Source organism: Shimia sp. R9_1, from assembly GCF_017743775.1.
Lineage (GTDB): Bacteria > Pseudomonadota > Alphaproteobacteria > Rhodobacterales > Rhodobacteraceae > Shimia.
Genome location: NZ_JAGHRN010000005.1, coordinates 280,454 through 299,136, shown reverse-complemented (window position 1 = coordinate 299,136; position 18,683 = coordinate 280,454). Strand labels below are relative to the sequence as shown.

Genomic DNA, 18,683 nt, shown 5'->3' with positions numbered 1-18,683 from the left:
GATGGGCGCTCAAATGAGCGCCCATTTTCCGGTTAAAAGGGCCGCTGCTGCGATCACCGCATTGGCAATGATATGCGCGGCGATGGGATCGGCCAGCCGGTTGCGGTGCAGATAAAGCGCGCCAAAGGCAACGCCCGCAAGAACACCCGCAAAGAAGCGATCATGCAGTAGGCCAAAGAGCAGGCTGGAGACCGCAATGGCGAGGATCGTCCAGAGCAACCCGTCTTGCCTGAGGCGGCGCAGCACATAGCCGCGAAAGAACAGCTCTTCGATCACTGGCACCAGAAGGATGGTGCCCAGAAGGCGCAGGCCGATCCAGAAGACACCGGGTGCCGATCCCTCTGATGCGGGCGAAGGGGCGGCGGTGAGCACCCAGAGGATGCCAATTGCCAGACCAGTGGTGATGGAAGCGCCTGAGGGCAGGGCACGCCAGTTTCGCAGCGCGGGCCAAAAATAAAGCAGCACCGCGCCCATCAGCAGTGCGCGCAGAGGGTAGCCGTCAGATGGGTTTGGCCAGAAGGCAGAGGCAATCACACCTGACAGCATCATCACGATGAAGGGCACAATGCGTGCGGCCAATGTATCGCTGCGCATGGCGTTGCGTGAGATCTGCGGGCGCGGTATGCGGTGCAACCAACCGGCGCGGTGCGCGACGATCACCACGCAGAGGGCCAGCGCGGTGAACATCAGCCAGCCGGCGTAGGAATGAAACCCGTTGAGGGCGTGCTCCGGCGACACCCGTGCGCCGATGATGATGAGAACTGCAATCCGTAGGATGTTAAACAGCCAGCTTGTCAGCACGGCGAGCGGATAGAGGATCAGCCAGAAGCGGCGCTGGCGCAGGTCTGGGCGCATCAGGAGCGCATAGAAACCCATGAAGATGGTGATCAGCGCAATGCCTTCGACGCCGGAGCACTGGCTGGCGATCTGTACAAAGAAATCCTCGATGCCGATCACATAGGTGGGCGGGTCGACACTGACCTCAAAGCCGAAGGCGATCAGGCTGAGAAAGACCAGAAAGAACGTCAGGCTGCTGAGGGAGGACCACTCCCATGCCGGGCGGATCAGATTGGCGAGGTCAGGGACCAGAAAGCCGAGCAGGAGCGCCAGAGGTAGAAGGTAGCTGTCACCCCGGATCCAGCTGCGCCAGCTGTGAAAGGGCGTGACCCAGAAGACCGCACCAAGGATGGTGAGCAGGCTGCCGAGGCTCAAAAACAGCAATGTGGGGGTAAAGGCGCGGCTGATTTCGGCGGCGCCAAACAGCGGCAGCGGCGCAAAGATCAGGATGAGGCCTGCAAGATGCGCCCACAGCCAAGAGGGGCGGCCGGGTGTGGTACGCGCCGCACCAGCCAAGGCGCGATACGCAGTTGGCCTGAGCCAGAAATAGAGCGCCATGACCGTGATGATCGACAGGCCGCGGGCGGTCATGGAGCGCAGGGCGCGGCAGGCGCTTTCGATCTCGGTCAGGCGGCACTCGATGGAGGCGAAGACCTGATAGGCGAGAATGACCAGAAAAAGTTCCGCCACCGCGAGGGCGGCGATGGTCATCAGCCGGGATGGGCGCGACGGCCCGGTGTTGTCTGCGATATCCGGGCCGGTCATGTAGATTTAGAAGTCGATTGTGACGCCAGGCAAGTTCAGCGCCTTGATCAGGTCCCGCAGTTCCTGACGGGCGGCGACGTTTGAGATGTTGAGTTGCTTCACCCCGATGTCGCGCAGATCGAGCAGGGTCAGACCGCGCGGGAAGAGTTCCCGGAACACCACACGCTCGTTAAAGCCCGGTGCGACGCGGAAGCCGATGCGCTTGGCCAGACGGTCCAACGCCTTGCCCATCTTTTCCTTGTTGACCATCTGCTGGGCGCCCATGCGGTTGCGCATGACAATCCAGTCGATGGGTTTCAGGCCTGCCTGCGCGCGCAGCTGGCGGGCGTTCCATACCATTTCGGAATAGACTGAAGGGCCGAGGATCTTTTCGCCATCCTCATTCACTTTGGCCAGCAGGTCAAAATCCACAAAGCTGTCGTTGAGCGGGGTGACAAGCGTGTCGGCCAGAGAGTGGGCCACCTGGCTGAGGCGGGTGTGCGAGCCCGGGCAGTCGATCAGGATAAAATCGTTGTCAGGCTCCAGCATGGCCACGGCCGCAGAGAGGCGCTGGTCGTAGATGTTTTCGCCAGGTTGCAGGGTGTCCGGGTCGATCTCCGGAAGGTCGCGATAGGTGGGGCCTGGCAGCTCGAGACCGGCTTTCTCCGAGAAGCGCTGGCGGTTGGCGACATAGCTGCCAAAGCTCTTTTGGCGCAGGTCCAGATCCAGCGCGCCGACCTTATGGCCCATGCGCGAAAGAGCGGTTGCGATGTGCATCGACAGGGTGGATTTGCCCGCGCCGCCCTTTTCGTTTCCGACAACGATAATATGTGCCATTCCGCTTGTCCCTGCTCGAAGTTTCAGTGCCGCGGCTCTTACGGTGCGGCCTTGTTAGTGTCTACTATATGTTGTGATTTTCCACAGGAAAAGTGCGTTGAATTGCTAGATTTCCCGCCATTTTCCGGTTTCCAACCCATTGAGCGACCAATCCCCGATTTGCGCCCGGATCAGGCGCAGGGTGGGGTGGCCGACGGACGCGGTCATGCGGCGCACCTGACGGTTGCGGCCCTCACGGATGGTGAGTGCAATCCAGCAGTCCGGCACCGATTTGCGAAAGCGCACGGGCGGGGTGCGGGGCCAGAGATCTGTTGGTTCCTCAATGCGTTGCGCCTGGGCAGGACGGGTGAGGCCGTCCTTGAGTTCCACCCCTTTGCGCAGCGCGGCCAATGCGGCCTCATCGGGTTCGCCCTCGACCTGCACCCAATAGGTTTTGGCCATCTTGTGGCGCGGATTGCTGATCTTGGCCTGAAGCTTGCCGTTATCGGTGAGCACCATGAGGCCTTCGCTGTCGCGATCCAGCCGTCCGGCGGGGTAGACCTTGGGCACGTCGATAAAATCAGACAGAGTGCGGCGGGGGCTGCCCTCGGTTCCCTTGTCGGTGAACTGAGAGAGCACATCATACGGTTTGTTAAACAGGATCACGCGGGCCATGGCCTCTCCTACACGGGGCTGTGTTGGGGTTGCAAGTTCGCTTTGCCTGCGCTTTTTTGCGGCGCAAGACAGCTGGCCAGAGTGCGGGGAGAAAGATCATGGATTTCAAAGATATGCAGCCGGAGACGGTGCTCGCACAGGCCGGTGGCGCGCTTGACATGCAGAGCGGGGGCGTGGTGCCGCCCATTCAGCCCGCCACGACCTATGCGCGGGATGAGAATTATAACCTGCTGAACGAGAACAACCTTTACAGCCGTCCCCACAATGATGTGGTGCGTCAGGCCGAGGCAGTGCTGGCGCAGCTTGAGGGCGGGGCAGAAGCTTTGTTGTTCCCCTCCGGCATGGCGGCGATTGCGGCGCTGTTTCGCACGGTGCCGACCGGGGGGCGGGTTGTTGTGCAATCGGGCATCTATTGGGGCACCACCAAGTGGATCCGCGAATTCTGCGGGCGCCGTCAGGTGGCCATCACCGAGGTGGATGCAAGCGACAGCGCGGCCCTGCAGGCGGCCTGCGCAGCGGGGCCTGCTCATCTGGTCTGGATCGAGACGCCTTCAAACCCCTGGCTCAAGGTCGTGGATATTGCCGCCGCAAAGCAGGCGGCGGATAGTTGCGGGGCGCTTTTGGCGGTGGACAGCACGGCGGCCTCACCGCTTTTGTCCAAACCTCTGACACTGGGCGCGGATATTGTGATGCATTCGACCACCAAGGTGATCAACGGCCACTCTGATGTGCTGGGCGGAGTTCTGGTCTCCAAGGCGGCGACGCCGGTTTGGGAAGAGATTGCCAATGACCGCGCCAGCGCCGGGGCGGTGCTGGGGCCGTTTGAGGCCTGGCTTTTGCTGCGCGGGATGCGGACGCTTTCGGTGCGGGTGGAACGCATGGTGGAGAATGCGTTGAAAGTGGCGCGGTTTCTGGAGGATCACCCCAAGGTCGAGGCGGTGCTGTTTCCGGGATTGGAAAGCCACCCGCAATATGAGCTGGCGCAAAAGCAGATGCCGGGCGGGGCAGGATTTCTGATGTCCTTCCTTGTGAAGGGAGACAAAGAGACCGCATTGGGAGTGGCGGGAAAGCTGAAGCTGTTCCACCGCGCGACCTCGCTTGGCGGGGTGGAGAGCCTTGTGGAGCATCGCCACACAATTGAGTCACACACCGGTATTCCGGAGACCCTTCTGCGGATTTCGGTTGGTGTGGAGAGTGCTGAGGATCTGATTGGCGATCTGGGGCAGGCTTTGGGGCAATAAGCCTGCCTTGTGCGCTTTGGGGGAGAGGATCCGGGGCCTTCGCCAGCTGGCTAATGATTTATTAACCAATCCTCTGGGCTAATGTCGGCGAACAGGTGGGGTATAACCTGAAGACAGCGGCGGAAGACCAAAGTGAAAAAGCGCATCAGCAACCCGGCGGACATCACGCCGGCATATGAAGACAGAGGGTTGTTCAAAAAGCCCAGCACCGAGCTGGCGATCGATTTGATTCCGAAGTTTGGCAAGAACACCCGCCATGACATCATCATCAAAGGGCTGATGCAGAACGATGTTGAGGTCGATGTGATCTTTGCCGGGCGGCGCAAGCGCCATGCGGAAGAGCTGGTCACCCTGTTGCGGCGCAAGTGGGACGAGGCCAACCAGATTGTCATCAAGGGAATGAAACCGCCAACCCGAAAGCGGGTGCGAGTGCCAACGCGGGTGCAGGGGTCCTGGCGCACGCGGGTGATCGACGATGAGCAGAACCTCTATATCGTGGAGCATCAGCTGTTGGTTGCGCGCTGGGCCTATAACTCCTTTGACGGGGAGTTCCGCAGTTTTGGCGAGCCGCCTTATGTGCAGCAGCGGTTTCAGGAATTTCTGGAGAAAACCAAAGAACGGGACTGACCACGCGCGGGTCAATGCGTGACCTGCGGAGTTCGGCTTGATTCCGGGCAGCGATGGCGGCTCTATGGGGCAAATATCCAAGCCTTGCGGGAGCCTCTTCATGAAACTCGAATTTCACCACATCAATTTTGTCTCTCATGATGTGGACCGGCTGCATGATTTTTACACCCGGGTTTTGGGGTTGGCGGATATTCCGCAAGAGGAGTTTCCGCGCACGGAGGCGGATGAGAACACCGGTTATGACGGCAAAATCCGCTTTGCCACCGATGGCGATATGCAGATGCATTTGGCGGAGCGGCGGCTGGATGTGGCCTTTGTGAACGGGCAGGTGATCAATCCTGTCGACCGCGGCCACATCGCCTTTCGCACCGATGACATTGCCGCCTTCCTGAAGGTGCTGGAAGAAAACGACGTGCCTTATTCAGACTATGGCACGGCCTTTGCCAAAGAGTGGCATCAGGTGTTTTTCCTTGATCCCGAAGGCAATGTTATCGAGGTGCATCAGCAGGTCGGCTAGGTAGCTTGGGCCTCACGGGCTCAGGTCAGCAAGGCAAGATCCGCCTCATTTGTGGGGCGGCGTGTGACCATGGTTTGCGCGTCAGCCCCGTCTATGGTCAGCGCGAGGTCTTTGTAAAAGCCGTCGTTATCAAACCACCAGCGGTGGGAATAGACTTGGGTTTTCTCATTGTCGGGCACGTCGCGTTTGTATTGTTCGTTGCAGTAGATGTCCCACTGGCCTTTGGTGATCGGCTCTGAGATGCCCATATGCCCGGCACGCTCTCGGCCGCCGTTGATGAAGCCGCCAGCAAAGGCCAGAACTTTGTCTTGGCCGCTGTAGTAATTGGTGAAACGGGCGGCGCGGCGGTCGAGCACCAGCGCGCCCCAAGCGCCTCTTTCCAGCCAGTCGGCGTTCACATCCGCCGCGCAGAAGGTGACTTCATCGACCTTCCAATTGCGCGCGCCAGCGCTTGCGGAATCGCCGACGCCTGCGAAGCCGCGCAGCACAACCAAGGCGCCCATGGAGTGGGCGATCAGATGCACTTTGGGGCGCGGCGTCATGTTCAGGAGCGGGACGATGCCGTCACAGACAAGATAAGGTGCGGTCTTTTTGGCGTCGGTGCGGTCCGTGTTATAGGCCAAGACCGTGCCGTCGCTGGGCCAGTCATAAGCGATGACGGCCCCGGTGAAGCCTTGGGCGCGCACGCCGTCTTCGATCTTTTTGAGCCGCCGCAGCATATCGGTTTGAGAGGTGTTGAATCCGTGTACATAGATCAGCACCTCACTGTCGCCGCCCGCCTGTTTGACTCGGTCGAGCCAGTCGGCCTGCGGGATGGCGGCGCCTTTGTGAATGGTGCCGTCAGGATTGGTCTGACTGATCGCCACATAGCGGGTGACGCTGGCGGGGTTGTTGGTGAATTTCTGGGTTTTCGCGTGATAGGCGCGGCGGGAGAAAAACAAAGCCATGGATCAAATTCCTTTTCAAATGATCCAAGAATGCCATGAAGCCGCCAATTCACAAAATGCGCCGCGGGGTGGTGTAGCCTGAGCGGGCACTCTGGCCCTATACAGGCGCGGCGGCAAAGCCTAGCGTGCCCCCATGACTGACCATCCCATTCTTGATAGCCGCTATAGCTGGACGCGCCTCGCCATCACCTTGCTGATTGGCGTGTTTGCCAATGTCGGCATGTGGGCGGTGATTGTGGTGATGCCTGCGGTGCAGGCGGAGTTTGGCATCGATCGGGCGGAGGCGTCGCTGCCCTATGTGCTGACCATGATCGGTTTTGCGATTGGCAATTTTGCCATCGGTCAGGCGGTGGACCGCTGGGGCGTGACCCGCGCGTTGATCGGAGCGGCGGTTTTGAGCGCGGTGAGCTATGGGCTGGCGGCGGCAAGCGGCTCTGTTCTGATGCTGTCGCTGGTGCATTTCTTTCTTGGGTTTGGCACGGCGGTGGGTTTTGGGCCGTTGATTGCGGATGTGTCGCTGTGGTTTCAGCGGCGGCGTGGGATCGCTGTGGCGATTGCGGCCAGTGGGAACTACCTTTCCGGTGCGATCTGGCCGGTGCTGCTGTCAGGCGTGCTGAGCGATCATGGCTGGCGCGCGGTGTTTCTGGTGCTGGCAGCGATGACCTTGGTGGCGATTGTGCCGCTTGCTTTGCTGCTGCGCCCCAAAGTGCCGCAGGACGCGCTGACGGCGCAGGAGAACGCAGCCGTCGCCCGGCAGGCCGGTGCGCCGATGAAGCCTGCGCCTCTGATGTGGGTTCTGGGGTTGGCCGGGATCGGTTGTTGCGTGGCGATGAGCATGCCGCAGGTGCATATTGTGAGCTTCTGCGTTGATCTGGGGTTTGGGCCTGCGGTGGGCGCAGAGATGCTCTCGCTGATGCTGTTGGGCGGTGTTGTGTCCCGGCTTGTGAGTGGCCTTGTGGCCGACAAGCTGGGCGGGGTCTGGACCTTGCTGATCGGGTCGATCCTGCAATGTGGTGCGCTGTTCCTGTTTCTGCCGTTTGACGGATTGGTCTCGCTCTATCTTGTCAGCGCGGCCTTTGGGTTGGCGCAGGGCGGAATTGTGCCCGCTTATGCACTGGTGGTGAGGGAGTATATGCCTGCGCGGGAAGCGGGCACGCGGGTTGGCTTTGTCATGATGGCGACCATTATGGGCATGGCGCTGGGCGGCTGGATGTCGGGCTGGATCTATGACGTGAGCGGCAGCTATGAGTTGGCCTTTGTGAACGGCATTGCGTGGAATGCGCTCAACATCGCGATCATGGGATTGATCCTGATCCGGGCGCGGCGGGGGCCGGGTGCGCTAGCTGCCGCGTAAGGCGCCGCTGGCCCCGATCACCAGAGCTTGATGCAAACGTGATTGGCCGTCGCAGGCGTTTGCGACGACTGTGGAGCCAAATGGCGCGCGTCCGGAGAAGGGCTTCGGCGTGGCTATCGGGGTTTCACAGAGCGTGGGCGAACAGGCCCGGCGCGGGAAGGATCATTCATGGCGAAGGTGGGGTTTCAGGTCTTGGGCAGCATGCGCAGGTCGGTGCTGCGGACCGCAATGGGCGTGGCAGTGGCGGCGAGCATGCTGGGAGCAGCGGAGGTTCAGGCGGCGGATCAGTTGCCGGATTATGTGATTGCCGAGTTCGGCGCACCGCCTGCGATCCCGCAAGGGCCGCTCTCCAAAGAGGTGCAGGAGGCCGTAGAGGTGGCCTTTGTCGACAGCATGACACAAGGCGGTTGGGGGCGTGACCAGACCATCGCGCTGGATGTGATTGCCGAGTCCAAAGACCCGCGACTGGTGTGGATCATCAGTGATCTGATGCGCTTTGCCACTGGGCCGGAGTTCACCTCTGTGCTGAGCGGTGCGGCGGGCACGCTGCTGGGCAAAGACCTGCCAAACCACAACCACTGGGGCATTGTGACGGATCATCTGATTGCCTGGGATATTCCTGCGCCGCCGGACTATCTGGAGGCCAAGCGGGCGATTTTCACCAATATCGTGCCCGGCTGGGACCGAATTTTTGTCAAAGGCGATATCGACTGGCGGCATGTGTCCTGGGGCGGGGTGCTGATTGATGATCGCCCCTTTGATACCACGGATGATCCCTGCAACTGCATCCCGGCGGCGGACAATCCGGAGGTCAGCAGCGCGGAGGAGGCCACATGGTTGTCAGATGACGCTGTGGTCTTTGGCGTGGAAGTGAACGGGGAATACCGCGCCTATCCGCGCCGCATCATGGAAGTGCGCGAAATGGTGAATGACACGCTGGGTGGGCGTGATCTGGGCATTCCTTATTGCACCCTTTGCGGCGCGGCACAGGCCTATTTCACCGATCAGATGCCTCTGGGTGTGGAGCGTCCGGTGCTGCGGACCTCGGGTCTGCTGATCCGCTCCAACAAGGTGATGTATGACATCACCAGCAACTCGGTGTTTGACACGTTTCTGGGCAAGGCCGTGACCGGCCCACTGGCCAAGCGGGGCATCCAGTTGAAGCAGGCCAGTGTGGTGACCACCAGCTGGGGCGCGTGGAAGGCGGCGCATCCGGAGACCACTGTGCTGGTGGAAGATCTGGCGCTGGGCCGGGACTTTGATTTCCGCAATGGACGCGATGCAAATGGGCCGATCTTTCCGGTGGGCGATGTCGACCCGCGTTTGCCGGTGCATGAAGATGTGATCGGGATTGTCACCGCCTCCGGCAAACCGGTGGCCTTCCAGCGCAGCGCGGCTTTTGTGGCACTGAATGCGGGCAAGGAAGTTGCGGTGGATAATGTGCGGCTGGCGCTTGATGCCGGCGGTATCAAGGCGGTGGATGCGCAGGGGGCTGATCTCGGCAGCCATCAGGCCTTCTGGTTTGCCTGGTCGCAGTTTCATCCTGATACAGAGCTGTGGAACGGCTGAAGTGAAGGGCGGCAGGGGGTGTTTCCTCTGCCGCCGCTGCGCAAAAATCTCTGCGTGTGGTAAGCTTGCGCCCAACGTGACTTGGGTAGCGTTTTAATGTGGATTTGGGAGGAATGTTGCGATGACACGCATGACCGCAAAGGACTTTGATCAGGAACTTCTGGATCTTTATGATTTCTATGCCCACGGCAAAATCACCAAACGGGAGTTTCTCGACCGTGCGGGGAAATTTGCAGTTGGTACTGTGACCGCGGCGGCGCTGCTGAATATGCTCAGCCCGGATTACGCCATGGCGCAGCAGGTGTCTTTCAATGATCCGGACATCCACGCGGATTACATCATGTATCCGTCCCCAAATGGGACAGGCGATGTGCGCGGCTATCTGGTGCGCCCGTCCGGCGTGGAGGGGCCGCTGCCTGCGGTGCTGGTGATCCATGAGAACCGGGGGCTGAACCCCTATATCGAGGATGTGGCTCGGCGTCTGGCCAAGGCGGGCTTTATGGCGCTTGCGCCGGATGGGCTGACCTCGGTGGGGGGCTACCCGGGCAATGATGCGGATGGGCGCGAACTGCAGCGGACGGTGGACCGGGCCGAGCTGATGAATGACTTTTTCGCCGGGTTTGAGCATCTTCTGGGACGCGAGGACAGCACCGGCAAAGTTGGCGCAGTGGGCTTTTGTTATGGCGGCGGTGTGGTGAGCGCGATTGCGGTGGCCTATCCGGAACTTGCGGCGGGCGTGCCGTTTTATGGGCGTCAGCCTGCGGCGGAGGATGTGGCAAAAATTCAGGCCCCGCTGCTGGTTCAGATGGGCGAACTAGATGAGCGCATCAATGCGGGGTGGCCGGCCTTTGAAGAGGCGCTAAAGGCCAATGACAAGGTCTATGAGGCCTATATCTATGAAGGTGCAAACCACGGGTTTCACAACGACAGCACGCCCCGGTATGACGAGGCGCAGGCCAAGCTGGCCTGGGAGCGCACGGTGGCGTGGTTTGAGACCTATCTGAGTTAAGACACAGAGCGGTTTGATCGGCCGATTGGGTCGTTCCAAAGCATCGGCCTGCATAGGATGCAGATGGCCGATGCGCTGTGTTTTTCTTAGCCGCGGCCGCGGTAAGGCGGCACGCCCTGATCGGGGATCCAGACACCTTCGGGCATGGCGCCGGTTTGCCAGAACACATCAATCGGGATGCCGCCGCGTGGATACCAGTAGCCACCGATGCGCAGCCATTGGGGCTCCAAAAAATCCGCCAGACGGCGGGCGATGGAGACCGTGCAATCCTCGTGGAACGCGCCGTGGTTGCGGAAGGAGCTAAGGAAAAGCTTTAGGGATTTGCTTTCCACCAGCCATTTGCCGGGCACATAGTCGATCACCAGATGGGCAAAATCGGGCTGGCCGGTCATGGGGCAGAGGGAGGTGAACTCCGGTGCAGTGAAGCGCACGTTATAGGCCGCATCGACCTGCGGGTTTTCCACACGCTCCAGCTCGGCCTCTTCCGGGCTGGTGGGCATGACGGTGGCACCGCCGAGTTGTTTCAGATTGCTGTAGATGTCTTCGCTCATGGGGTTCTCCAAGGGGACAGCCCCGGCGGTTGGTGCGCCGGTGTGATGTGTCAGATGAATGTCGTTCTTCTGCCCAAAGCGGCGTGCGCTTTGGGGTGGTGTTTCAAACGCCGCGTTTGTTGCCCCAGACCAGCACGTGCAGCTGTGGCAGCACGCGCGGGGCGAACCAGCTGGCGGCGACAACCTTGTCGATCAGCCACTCCAGACGGGAGGTGGTTTCGGTCAGATCCACAGGTTTCTCCGGATCAACCATGGGATTGCCGGGCTGCAGAAACAGCGGCAGATCGGGGAAGCGGGCATGGGCCTTTTGTGCCCAGAGGAAATCTTCCTCATCAAAGATCACGATCTTCATTGCCACATCCGCCGTGGTGCCAGCCGCATAGAGGCACTGTTCAAAAGCGTCCCAATCCACAGTTTCGCCGCTGGAGGGTGGCTTGGGGCTGAGCACCAATGTGTCCAGTTCCGCAAACCAAGGCTTGGCAACGGATCCCTGCGTTTCGCAGGCAAAGCCGTAGCCTTGGGATTTGCCAAGCGCGATCAGCGGCGCGAAGTCATGGATCGCAGGGTTGCCGCCAGACAGGGACACCGTGAGGGGGCGATTGCCGGAAAGGCGTTTGATTTCCTCCATGACCGCCTCGGCGCTCATGGGTTTCCAGTCATGGCGGTAGGCGCTGTCCACGGCATGCAGGCTGTCACACCATGTGCAGCGATAGTCGCAGCCGCCGGTGCGCACAAAGACCGTGGGTTCGCCAATCAGCGCCCCCTCGCCCTGAATGGTGGGGCCAAAAATCTCAACAACACGCAGGGTCATGGGCGGTACTCGGCCCAGGTCTTGGGGGTTTCTGAGACTTTGACCATGGTGACTTCGTCCCAGCGGGCCTTGCACCAGTCATAGAAATGCTTGGCGAGGTTTTCGGCCGTGGAGGGCACGTTGAGCAGGTCGTTGAGGTGGCGGTGATCGAAGTGATCGTCGATGTAGGATTTGAGCGGTTTGAGCTCGTGATAATCCCGCACAAAGCCGTCGGCGTTCAGTTCAGCAGCGGCGAGTTCGACCACAACGATGTAGTTGTGGCCATGCAGGCGCGCGCATTGGTGATCGTCGGACAGATGGGCCAGTTGATGGGAGGCGGAGAAGTGAAACTCTTTGGAGATGCGAAACATCAGCTTGCCTCCCGCTCGGCCACGGCGGTGCGCCAGAAATCCGGATCCTCATAGGGGGTGAGATCGGGGACGCCGGCAAGGTCAAAGGCCTCGCGCCGCTCCACGCAGGTGCCGCAGCGGCCACAGTGCTGTGCGCCGCCTTTGTAGCAGGACCATGTCAGCGCGAAAGGCGTGTTGGCGGCGGCCCCATCGGTGACGATGTCGGCTTTGCTGCGATGCACAAAGGGGGTGTGCAGGCGTACGTCGGCATAGCCTTCAAGTGCGGCCTGTTGCATGGCGTCAAAGGCTTCGGTGAAGTCGGGGCGGCAATCGGGATAGATGAAGTGATCCCCGCCGTGCACCGCGGTGGCCACGCGGCTGTCGCCATTGGCTGCGGCAATGCCATAGGCAATGGTCAGCATGATGGCGTTGCGGTTGGGCACCACGGTGATGCGCATGGTTTCCTCAGCATAGTGTCCATCGGGCACATCCACATCTGCTTCGGTCAGGGCAGAGCCGGTGAGGGCAGCGCCAACCGCGCGCAGGTCGATGATGTGATGGGGCACCCCGAGGCGGTCTGCGCAGGCCGCAGCGGAGTCGAGCTCTTTGCGGTGGCGTTGGCCGTAGTCAAAGGAGACCAGTCGGGAGAGATTGCCTTCGGCAGCCACGATGTGAGCCAAAGACACGGAGTCCAGTCCGCCGGAGCAGACAACAGTCGTTTTCATTTTTGTAACCCTTGTTTTGATGTACCGGGTAGGCTGCGACCGGTGCGCGCGGCTTTTAGAGCGGCGTCGAGGCAAAGGCAAGAGCGCGATCTTCACAGCTCTGTGGGAGCGGAGATCTGCCCAACAAAAACGCCGCCCCGAGGGAGGCGGCGTTTTCTGAAACGTTGGTTGCTAAGCTTATTAGAAGCCCAGACCTTCGTATTTCTTTTTGAATTTGGACACGCGGCCACCGGCATCCATAAGACGGGTGGAGCCACCGTTCCATGCCGGGTGCACGGATGGGTCTACGTCCAGCGCCATGGTGTCGCCTTCTTTGCCCCAGGTGGAACGCATCTTGATGATGGTGCCGTCGGTCATTTTCACGTCGATGAAGTGGTAATCGGGATGGGTATCTTTTTTCATGAGACCACTCCTTACGCTTTTTTGGGCTTGTAGTTGGTGTCTTCTGCGATACGTGCGGATTTACCGCGACGGGCGCGCAGATAGTACAGTTTGGCGCGACGTACACGACCACGACGCACAACGGTGATGCTGTCGATGTTGGTGGAGTACAGTGGGAACACACGTTCCACGCCTTCGCCAAAGGAAATCTTGCGAACGGTGAACGAGCCAGCGATGCCGGAGCCGTTTTTGCGGCTGATGCAGACGCCTTCGTAGTTCTGCACACGGGTGCGCGAACCTTCGGTCACTTTAAAGCCAACACGGATGGTGTCACCGGCTTTGAAATCGGGGATCTCTTTCCCCAGCGCAGCAATCTGCTCCGCTTCGAGCTGTGCGATCAGATCCATTGGATCATCTCCTATAATGCTTGTGGTTATATCCACAAAGGTTTGATGCACCTCAGAACTCTTGGTCTTCTTCCGGGTCCGCTATTTGTACAGCGCCCGCCAGAGGGTCAGGTCGTCTTTTCTTGTCTTTTGCGCCGCGCCTGTAGCCTAAGCCGAAGAAAGCAGAGGTTTGCACAATGCACAGCACGCCCAAACGACTCGGGTAAGAGCCGTGGACGGGCGGTTCTTAGGGGAAATCGGGCTTTGGCGCAAGGGTGGATTGCGTGTGCCGACCACGCTCAATGGCGCAGCTGCGCAGCGCATCTGGCGAAGAGCTGCCGGTTGCGTGCCGCGCGCCGCTTGTGCCTTGTGCGGGGCCTGTGCGCAACGCTTAACTGCTTGCACAAAAGGCGTTGAGGCGTGGGCGGTTTTAGATGATGCGTTGGGTGGGTGTGCTGATTTTGGCAGGGGCTTTGCTGGGCTGCGCACCTGCGGCTTATGAGACCCCGGCACCCATCAATGACGCCGCTGCCGCCGAGGCCGCGCGGGTCGCCGCAGAGGTGGCGCGGCTGAGAACCTACCCCACCTTTGGTGACGCTGATCCGGTTGAGTGGGACCGCCGCCCACCCGAGCGCCATCCGGTGCATGGTATTGATGTGTCGCGTTGGCAGCAAACCGTGGATTGGCGCGCGGCGCGTCGGGCAGGGGTCAGCTTTGCCTTTATCAAAGCCACAGAGGGCGGTGATCTGGCAGACCCCATGTTTGATGCCCATCGCAGAGGCGCGCAGGCTGAAGGGGTGCCCTGGGGCGCCTATCACTACTATTATTTCTGTCGCTCAGCGGAAAGTCAGGCGCGCTGGTTCATCCGCAATGTGCCGCGCGGCGCGCCGTTGCCGCATGTGCTGGATATGGAGTGGAGGCCGCATTCCAGGACCTGCCGGTTGCGCCCGGATGGGCGGACCGTGAGGCGTGAAGCGCGCAAGTTCCTTGCAATGCTTGAGGCGCATTATGGGCGGCGGCCGATTGTCTACACCACGGTGGATTTCTACCGCGATACCGGGATTGGCGGGCTGGATGGAACGGAGTTCTGGCTGCGCTCGGTCGCGGATCATCCGCAAAAGACCTACCCCGGCGCGCGCTGGGTGTTCTGGCAATATAGCGGCACGGGGCTGGTGCCGGGAATTGCGGGCGAAGTGGATTTGAATGTGTTTCGGGGCAGTCCAGAAGCCTGGGTGCGCTGGCGGGACCTCTGAGCAGAGCATCCGGATGGAAGGCTGTTCCAAAGCGGGGGGCACTATCCTTTTGCGCGTGTCCGGCAAGGGCGGTTCTGCTGTTTCCTGAGTTCATCCCAACTCTCAGGAGGCAACGATGACCCGAAGACTACTGTTTGCACTCTCTTTTGCAGCACTGACCGCGACCCCTTTGGCCGACACATCGGTGTTTGCGATGCAGGCCCTCACCGAGAAGGAGCGTTACGCCAAAGCGGAGGCGCTGCGGTTTGGCATCGAGATGCCACAAGACACCGCTGCGGCGTTTCAGGAGATGCAGGCGCTTGCCAAAGACGGCAATGCGCGGGCACAGGCGCGGTTGGCCTACTATCACCTGAAAGGGATTGGCACGTCGGTTGATCCGGATGCGGCGGCGCTGTGGTATCAGGCCGCGATAGAGGCGGGCCGCGATAATGTGCGCACGAGCTATGCCAAGCTCTTGATGTCCCAAGGCCAGACTGCGGAGGCCCTGACGCAGCTGAATGTGGCCTCAGAGGCCGGCATTGAGAAGGCGCAGGCGTTGCGGGCAGAGTATCATTATCTGGGAAGGTTTGCCGAAGCCTCTGACAAGCCCTTTGGGCGCGCCGAGTTGACCCGTTTTGCCCAAGCCGGGGACGTGGCCTCGATGAAAGTTGTGTTGAGCGCGATGCAGCAGGGGGCGGAATTTGATGTCGACCCAGACGTGTTGACGGCGCAGATGCTGGATGTTGCGCGACAGGATAGCGGCAAGGCCGGAGGAAAGGCCGCCGAAGCGTTGTTGCGCCTATGGCGCGGACAGGATGATGCGCAGACTTTGGCGCTGCGGGCGGAGCTGGTGGCACATGCGGCCCTGCGTGGACGTGCGCGGGCAGAGGAAGGCTTGTTGCTGGCTTATGACACCCATGATGCGCGCGCCTTCCGACCCTTGGCGCAGCAGATCGTTTCAGAGGCATCTGATGCGGACTATGAGCGGGCGCTCTATGTGGTGTCGCGGCTCGACAAAAACGCCTTTGTGCATGTTTTGCAGGAAGAGCTGCGGACACGGGGCTATCGGGTGGGGCCGACCACCGGGATTTTTAACACACGCACCATGCGGGCGGTTGTGTGGTTTTGCCAAGACACCGGCATTCAGGCGGAGTGTCGTCTTGGTCCACTGCGCGCGAAAGTCATCAAGGCCATTGCTGGGGAGCTGGCCAAGATGACCCCAAGCGCGTAGCTCCCTGAACTCTCCCAGGGAGGGTGCGGTCTGTGTTGTGGGATGCGCAGACCGCATTTTTGATTGTTTGTTGGGGTCTTACTCGACTTCAACAACCGCGGCGTCGGGGGCGTTTTTCTTAACGCTCTCGATGCCGTTGTCGCGGCCTGAGGCGCTGGTGTAGCTTTGAGAGGTGCCTATGACCTGACCGTTGCTGGCCTTGAGGTTGAACATATGTTTGCCGGCGCTGGTTTCTTTGCGCTCGTAGCGGTCATCCTCGGACGCATTTTTCTTCACGCTTTCGATGCCGTTTTCGGCGCTGGCTTTCTGTTTGTAGCCCTCAGAAGCGAGGATGTTTTCGCCGTTGCCTGCTTTCAGGCGGAAGCGAAATTCTCCGGCCTTGTCGGTGTAAAGCTCAAATTTGGCGGCCATGTGCATGATCCTTATATGAAATTTCTATGCCGGGAGGAAAACATGGTGCGCGTCGCGGCGCAAGGACTTGGTGTCCTTACGCGGACGATGCGTAGGTTTACTGACCGCTTTTCTTTTGCGACTCATAGGCGGACCACATGTCCGGGCGCCGCTCCTGAGTGATCTGTTCTGCCATGTCGCGGCGCCACTTTTCGATGTTGCCGTGGTGGCCGGACATCAGCACATCCGGGATCGGGCGGCCCATCCACTCCGCCGGGCGGGTGTATTGCGGGTGTTCCAGAAGGCCGTTGGAGTGGCTTTCTTCCTCAATGCTGTCGGCGTTGCCCAGCACGGAGGGCAAAAGACGCACGGTGGCGTCGATCATGGCCTGCGCGGCGATCTCGCCGCCGGTCAGTACAAAATCGCCAAGGCTGACTTCCATGATGTTGTAGTGATCCAGCACCCGCTGATCCACGCCTTCAAACCGTCCGCAGAGCATGGTGACGCCATCGGCCTCAGACCACGCGCGCGCCATGCGTTGATCAAAGCGGCGGCCGCGTGGAGAGAGATAGACCAGCGGCCAGTTGCCGCGCGCGCCGCGCATGGTGTGCTCAATGGCGTTGCCCAGCACATCAGGGCGCAGCACCATGCCCGCGCCGCCGCCTGCGGGGGTGTCATCCACATTACGGTGTTTGGTCAGGCCAAAATCGCGCAGATTGGTGGTTTCCAGCTGCCATTTGCCATCTTTGAGCGCTTTACCGGTCAAGCTTTCGCCCAGAACGCCGGGAAAGGCATCGGGAAAGAGCGTGATGATACGCGCGGTCCAGACCCCGGCGAGACGGGGATTGTGGGTGATCAGCTCGCGCGGTTTGAGCGAGGCGGAGATCGAAAGGCGGCCGTGGGATTTCGGCTTCTTGGTGGTGTCGCTCATCAGTCAAACAGTCCCTCGGGCGGGTCGGCAATGATGCGGCCGGAGGCGATGTCCACGGTGGGCACCGCCGCCAAGGTGAAGGGCAGGAGCACGGTTTCCGCGCTGCCCGGGCGGAGCACTTCCAGCAGGTCCGTTGAGCCGTGGTTGACCACGGTTTTCACCGTACCAAGCGCCGCGCCGCCGGTGTCGCGCACCTCGAGCCCGACCAGGTCGGTGTAGTAATATTCATCATCATCGGTTTCCGGCAGCCGATCCCGCGGTACAAAGAGTTTCACGCCTTTGAGCGCGTCGGCCTGTTCCTTGGTGGCAATGCCCGAGAGCCGCGCCGCAAGGCCGTTTTTGATCGCGCGGGTGATGGTGATGGTGAATTCGAAGGCACCGTCTTCGGTCAGAAGCGGGGCGTAGTCGGCGATGGCGTCTGTTTCGGCGGTAAAGCTCTTGAGGCGGACTTCGCCGCGCACGCCGTAAGCGCCGCCAATGGCGCCAACGCAGATGAGATCAGAAGGGGTGTCGCTCATGGCGGGGCCTTTGTTTTGCTTGGCGCTTGTTTTCCATGATTGTGGCACGGGACGCAAGGGAGGGGGCAGGCCTCGGCGTGGTGAGCAGTCATTTCACAGGCGACATTGCCACAAAGTTTGTCGGCTATCGTAGCGGGATCGATGGTGGTGAAAGAGGAGTTTCATCACGTATATGTACTGAAGGTGTTTGTTTTGAGGGTATTTCTTCTTAAGGTTGCTTTGGCTCAAAGGAGGCAACCATGGAAACAACGAAGTTCGAAGGCTACGTGGAGTGGGCTGATGAGTTAAAGGAGGAGTGCATTCTCGCATACTGGTATCTGGAGTATTTGATTGAGTTGGGTGAACGGCCTAAGCTCTATAACGGTTTTGGATCGGATGTGCGTTTGATAGCCTGTCAACCTCAATTGATAGCCGTTCAAGATAGCCTTCAGATGATTGTTTGCCGACTTCTGGACAAAGGTAATAACTATCGTTCAGCAATAAAATTAGCTTGTAAGCTCAAAGAGGAGAAAGCTATTTTTTCTGAGCAGCAGGGACGAGCGTTTCGAGACTTGGTGAGCAGATTTGATACCGTTGAGACCAGTGCGCTGCATAGCGGTGTGCGACACTACAGGAACGGCCGCGTTGCCCATCTTTTGCTGCCAGAAGATAATCATCTGAGAAAAACCGCCGCGCCGCCTCAATTGGTTTTGAGGGAAGACCTCGTTGAACTTGCTGAATGCGTTCTGGCACTAGTAGCGGAACTAATTTGCGAATTGACAAAGCTCGACGCTGGGCAAGAACGTTTGCGCGCTAATGTAAAAACAGTTGCATATTTCAATGTGCTGGAGAAGCGATTGGCCTGAATTACTTATAGCGACTG

At 60.1% G+C, this 18,683-nt stretch carries 22 protein-coding genes; 9 read left to right on the top strand and 13 right to left on the bottom strand.

Annotation, left to right across the window (positions count from 1 at the left end; genetic code table 11):
• Window positions 1-9 precede the first annotated feature (9 nt).
• The 3 genes from xrtE to J7399_RS16905 form a co-directional block, all read right to left on the bottom strand.
• A complete protein-coding gene (gene xrtE, locus J7399_RS16915) occupies window positions 10-1,602 on the bottom strand; it encodes an exosortase E/protease, VPEID-CTERM system (RefSeq protein WP_209087785.1) in 1,593 nt (530 codons plus the stop codon).
• 6 nt (window positions 1,603-1,608) lie between these two features.
• On the bottom strand, window positions 1,609-2,418 hold the full coding sequence (locus J7399_RS16910; protein ID WP_209064087.1) for a division plane positioning ATPase MipZ: 810 nt from the start codon (window positions 2,416-2,418) through the stop codon (window positions 1,609-1,611).
• A 105-nt stretch (window positions 2,419-2,523) separates the two neighbouring features.
• Window positions 2,524-3,072 carry a pseudouridine synthase gene (locus J7399_RS16905; protein WP_209087782.1) on the bottom strand — a complete coding sequence of 183 codons (549 nt, stop codon included), beginning with the start codon at window positions 3,070-3,072 and terminating at the stop codon, window positions 2,524-2,526.
• Window positions 3,073-3,170: 98 nt separating this feature from the next.
• On the opposite strand from J7399_RS16905, the gene J7399_RS16900 reads away from it, so the two are divergent.
• The 3 genes from J7399_RS16900 to J7399_RS16890 all read left to right on the top strand — a co-directional run bounded on the left by J7399_RS16900 (window position 3,171) and on the right by J7399_RS16890 (window position 5,457).
• Window positions 3,171-4,313, top strand: a complete 1,143-nt coding sequence (locus J7399_RS16900) for an aminotransferase class I/II-fold pyridoxal phosphate-dependent enzyme (protein ID WP_209087779.1) — start codon at window positions 3,171-3,173, stop codon at window positions 4,311-4,313.
• Between the two features lie 132 nt (window positions 4,314-4,445).
• Window positions 4,446-4,940 carry a hypothetical protein gene (locus tag J7399_RS16895; RefSeq protein ID WP_209064093.1) on the top strand — a complete coding sequence of 165 codons (495 nt, stop codon included), beginning with the start codon at window positions 4,446-4,448 and terminating at the stop codon, window positions 4,938-4,940.
• Between the two features lie 100 nt (window positions 4,941-5,040).
• Window positions 5,041-5,457, top strand: a complete 417-nt coding sequence (locus J7399_RS16890; protein WP_209079493.1) for a VOC family protein — start codon at window positions 5,041-5,043, stop codon at window positions 5,455-5,457.
• Between the two features lie 20 nt (window positions 5,458-5,477).
• On the opposite strand, the gene J7399_RS16885 is transcribed toward J7399_RS16890, so the two are convergent.
• Window positions 5,478-6,404 carry an alpha/beta fold hydrolase gene (locus J7399_RS16885; protein WP_209087776.1) on the bottom strand — a complete coding sequence of 309 codons (927 nt, stop codon included), beginning with the start codon at window positions 6,402-6,404 and terminating at the stop codon, window positions 5,478-5,480.
• Between the two features lie 133 nt (window positions 6,405-6,537).
• Here J7399_RS16885 and J7399_RS16880 point away from each other — a divergent pair, with 133 nt between their 5' ends.
• The 3 genes from J7399_RS16880 to yghX all read left to right on the top strand — a co-directional run bounded on the left by J7399_RS16880 (window position 6,538) and on the right by yghX (window position 10,336).
• Window positions 6,538-7,758: an MFS transporter gene (locus tag J7399_RS16880; protein WP_209087773.1), complete on the top strand. Its 1,221-nt coding sequence runs from the start codon at window positions 6,538-6,540 to the stop codon at window positions 7,756-7,758.
• A 168-nt stretch (window positions 7,759-7,926) separates the two neighbouring features.
• Window positions 7,927-9,327, top strand: coding sequence for a DUF3179 domain-containing (seleno)protein (locus J7399_RS16875; RefSeq protein WP_247742936.1), 1,401 nt, complete (start codon window positions 7,927-7,929; stop codon window positions 9,325-9,327).
• A 121-nt stretch (window positions 9,328-9,448) separates the two neighbouring features.
• Window positions 9,449-10,336, top strand: a complete 888-nt coding sequence (gene yghX, locus J7399_RS16870; protein ID WP_209087770.1) for a YghX family hydrolase — start codon at window positions 9,449-9,451, stop codon at window positions 10,334-10,336.
• A gap of 86 nt (window positions 10,337-10,422) precedes the next feature.
• Here yghX and queF read toward each other — a convergent pair whose 3' ends face one another.
• The 6 genes from queF to rplS all read right to left on the bottom strand — a co-directional run bounded on the left by queF (window position 10,423) and on the right by rplS (window position 13,540).
• A complete protein-coding gene (queF, locus tag J7399_RS16865; RefSeq protein ID WP_209087767.1) occupies window positions 10,423-10,887 on the bottom strand; it encodes a preQ(1) synthase in 465 nt (154 codons plus the stop codon).
• A gap of 103 nt (window positions 10,888-10,990) precedes the next feature.
• On the bottom strand, window positions 10,991-11,698 hold the full coding sequence (queE, locus tag J7399_RS16860; RefSeq protein WP_209087765.1) for a 7-carboxy-7-deazaguanine synthase QueE: 708 nt from the start codon (window positions 11,696-11,698) through the stop codon (window positions 10,991-10,993).
• Window positions 11,695-12,048, bottom strand: coding sequence for a 6-carboxytetrahydropterin synthase QueD (gene queD / locus J7399_RS16855; protein WP_209087762.1), 354 nt, complete (start codon window positions 12,046-12,048; stop codon window positions 11,695-11,697). The genes queE and queD overlap by 4 nt, the downstream gene beginning before the upstream one ends.
• Window positions 12,048-12,752: a 7-cyano-7-deazaguanine synthase QueC gene (gene queC, locus J7399_RS16850; protein WP_209087759.1), complete on the bottom strand. Its 705-nt coding sequence runs from the start codon at window positions 12,750-12,752 to the stop codon at window positions 12,048-12,050. Before queC ends, queD begins: the two co-directional genes overlap by 1 nt.
• A gap of 180 nt (window positions 12,753-12,932) precedes the next feature.
• The gene (gene rpmE, locus J7399_RS16845; protein WP_058239645.1) at window positions 12,933-13,154 is read right to left on the bottom strand and encodes a 50S ribosomal protein L31; all 222 of its coding nucleotides are present in this window, start codon (window positions 13,152-13,154) and stop codon (window positions 12,933-12,935) included.
• 11 nt (window positions 13,155-13,165) lie between these two features.
• Window positions 13,166-13,540, bottom strand: coding sequence for a 50S ribosomal protein L19 (gene rplS, locus J7399_RS16840; RefSeq protein WP_209064113.1), 375 nt, complete (start codon window positions 13,538-13,540; stop codon window positions 13,166-13,168).
• A gap of 413 nt (window positions 13,541-13,953) precedes the next feature.
• Between rplS and J7399_RS16835 the strand changes: the two genes are divergently transcribed.
• The gene (locus J7399_RS16835; protein ID WP_209087756.1) at window positions 13,954-14,772 is read left to right on the top strand and encodes a GH25 family lysozyme; all 819 of its coding nucleotides are present in this window, start codon (window positions 13,954-13,956) and stop codon (window positions 14,770-14,772) included.
• 115 nt (window positions 14,773-14,887) lie between these two features.
• Window positions 14,888-15,982, top strand: coding sequence for a peptidoglycan-binding protein (locus tag J7399_RS16830; protein ID WP_209087753.1), 1,095 nt, complete (start codon window positions 14,888-14,890; stop codon window positions 15,980-15,982).
• A gap of 78 nt (window positions 15,983-16,060) precedes the next feature.
• Here J7399_RS16830 and J7399_RS16825 read toward each other — a convergent pair whose 3' ends face one another.
• The 3 genes from J7399_RS16825 to rimM form a co-directional block, all read right to left on the bottom strand.
• Complete coding sequence (locus tag J7399_RS16825; RefSeq protein WP_209087749.1) at window positions 16,061-16,393, bottom strand: YegP family protein; 333 nt, start codon at window positions 16,391-16,393, stop codon at window positions 16,061-16,063.
• Between the two features lie 97 nt (window positions 16,394-16,490).
• A complete protein-coding gene (gene trmD, locus J7399_RS16820) occupies window positions 16,491-17,303 on the bottom strand; it encodes a tRNA (guanosine(37)-N1)-methyltransferase TrmD (protein ID WP_209087746.1) in 813 nt (270 codons plus the stop codon).
• A complete protein-coding gene (rimM, locus tag J7399_RS16815; protein WP_209087725.1) occupies window positions 17,303-17,821 on the bottom strand; it encodes a ribosome maturation factor RimM in 519 nt (172 codons plus the stop codon). The genes trmD and rimM overlap by 1 nt, the downstream gene beginning before the upstream one ends.
• A 239-nt stretch (window positions 17,822-18,060) precedes the next feature.
• On the opposite strand from rimM, the gene J7399_RS16810 reads away from it, so the two are divergent.
• The gene (locus tag J7399_RS16810) at window positions 18,061-18,666 is read left to right on the top strand and encodes a hypothetical protein (protein WP_209087723.1); all 606 of its coding nucleotides are present in this window, start codon (window positions 18,061-18,063) and stop codon (window positions 18,664-18,666) included.
• The last annotated feature ends 17 nt before the right edge of the window (window positions 18,667-18,683 follow it).

Excerpts from the sequence above, each read along its gene's own strand:
- xrtE (WP_209087785.1), bottom strand. The coding sequence starts at position 1,602 with ATGACCGGCCCGGATATCGCAGACAACACCGGGCCGTCGCGCCCATCC.
- J7399_RS16910 (WP_209064087.1), bottom strand. The coding sequence starts at position 2,418 with ATGGCACATATTATCGTTGTCGGAAACGAAAAGGGCGGCGCGGGCAAA.
- J7399_RS16905 (WP_209087782.1), bottom strand. The coding sequence starts at position 3,072 with ATGGCCCGCGTGATCCTGTTTAACAAACCGTATGATGTGCTCTCTCAG.
- J7399_RS16900 (WP_209087779.1), top strand. The coding sequence starts at position 3,171 with ATGGATTTCAAAGATATGCAGCCGGAGACGGTGCTCGCACAGGCCGGT.
- J7399_RS16890 (WP_209079493.1), top strand. The coding sequence starts at position 5,041 with ATGAAACTCGAATTTCACCACATCAATTTTGTCTCTCATGATGTGGAC.
- J7399_RS16885 (WP_209087776.1), bottom strand. The coding sequence starts at position 6,404 with ATGGCTTTGTTTTTCTCCCGCCGCGCCTATCACGCGAAAACCCAGAAA.
- J7399_RS16880 (WP_209087773.1), top strand. The coding sequence starts at position 6,538 with ATGACTGACCATCCCATTCTTGATAGCCGCTATAGCTGGACGCGCCTC.
- J7399_RS16875 (WP_247742936.1), top strand. The coding sequence starts at position 7,927 with ATGGCGAAGGTGGGGTTTCAGGTCTTGGGCAGCATGCGCAGGTCGGTG.
- yghX (WP_209087770.1), top strand. The coding sequence starts at position 9,449 with ATGACACGCATGACCGCAAAGGACTTTGATCAGGAACTTCTGGATCTT.
- queF (WP_209087767.1), bottom strand. The coding sequence starts at position 10,887 with ATGAGCGAAGACATCTACAGCAATCTGAAACAACTCGGCGGTGCCACC.
- queE (WP_209087765.1), bottom strand. The coding sequence starts at position 11,698 with ATGACCCTGCGTGTTGTTGAGATTTTTGGCCCCACCATTCAGGGCGAG.
- queD (WP_209087762.1), bottom strand. The coding sequence starts at position 12,048 with ATGTTTCGCATCTCCAAAGAGTTTCACTTCTCCGCCTCCCATCAACTG.
- queC (WP_209087759.1), bottom strand. The coding sequence starts at position 12,752 with ATGAAAACGACTGTTGTCTGCTCCGGCGGACTGGACTCCGTGTCTTTG.
- rpmE (WP_058239645.1), bottom strand. The coding sequence starts at position 13,154 with ATGAAAAAAGATACCCATCCCGATTACCACTTCATCGACGTGAAAATG.
- rplS (WP_209064113.1), bottom strand. The coding sequence starts at position 13,540 with ATGGATCTGATCGCACAGCTCGAAGCGGAGCAGATTGCTGCGCTGGGG.
- J7399_RS16835 (WP_209087756.1), top strand. The coding sequence starts at position 13,954 with ATGATGCGTTGGGTGGGTGTGCTGATTTTGGCAGGGGCTTTGCTGGGC.
- J7399_RS16830 (WP_209087753.1), top strand. The coding sequence starts at position 14,888 with ATGACCCGAAGACTACTGTTTGCACTCTCTTTTGCAGCACTGACCGCG.
- J7399_RS16825 (WP_209087749.1), bottom strand. The coding sequence starts at position 16,393 with ATGGCCGCCAAATTTGAGCTTTACACCGACAAGGCCGGAGAATTTCGC.
- trmD (WP_209087746.1), bottom strand. The coding sequence starts at position 17,303 with ATGAGCGACACCACCAAGAAGCCGAAATCCCACGGCCGCCTTTCGATC.
- rimM (WP_209087725.1), bottom strand. The coding sequence starts at position 17,821 with ATGAGCGACACCCCTTCTGATCTCATCTGCGTTGGCGCCATTGGCGGC.
- J7399_RS16810 (WP_209087723.1), top strand. The coding sequence starts at position 18,061 with ATGGAAACAACGAAGTTCGAAGGCTACGTGGAGTGGGCTGATGAGTTA.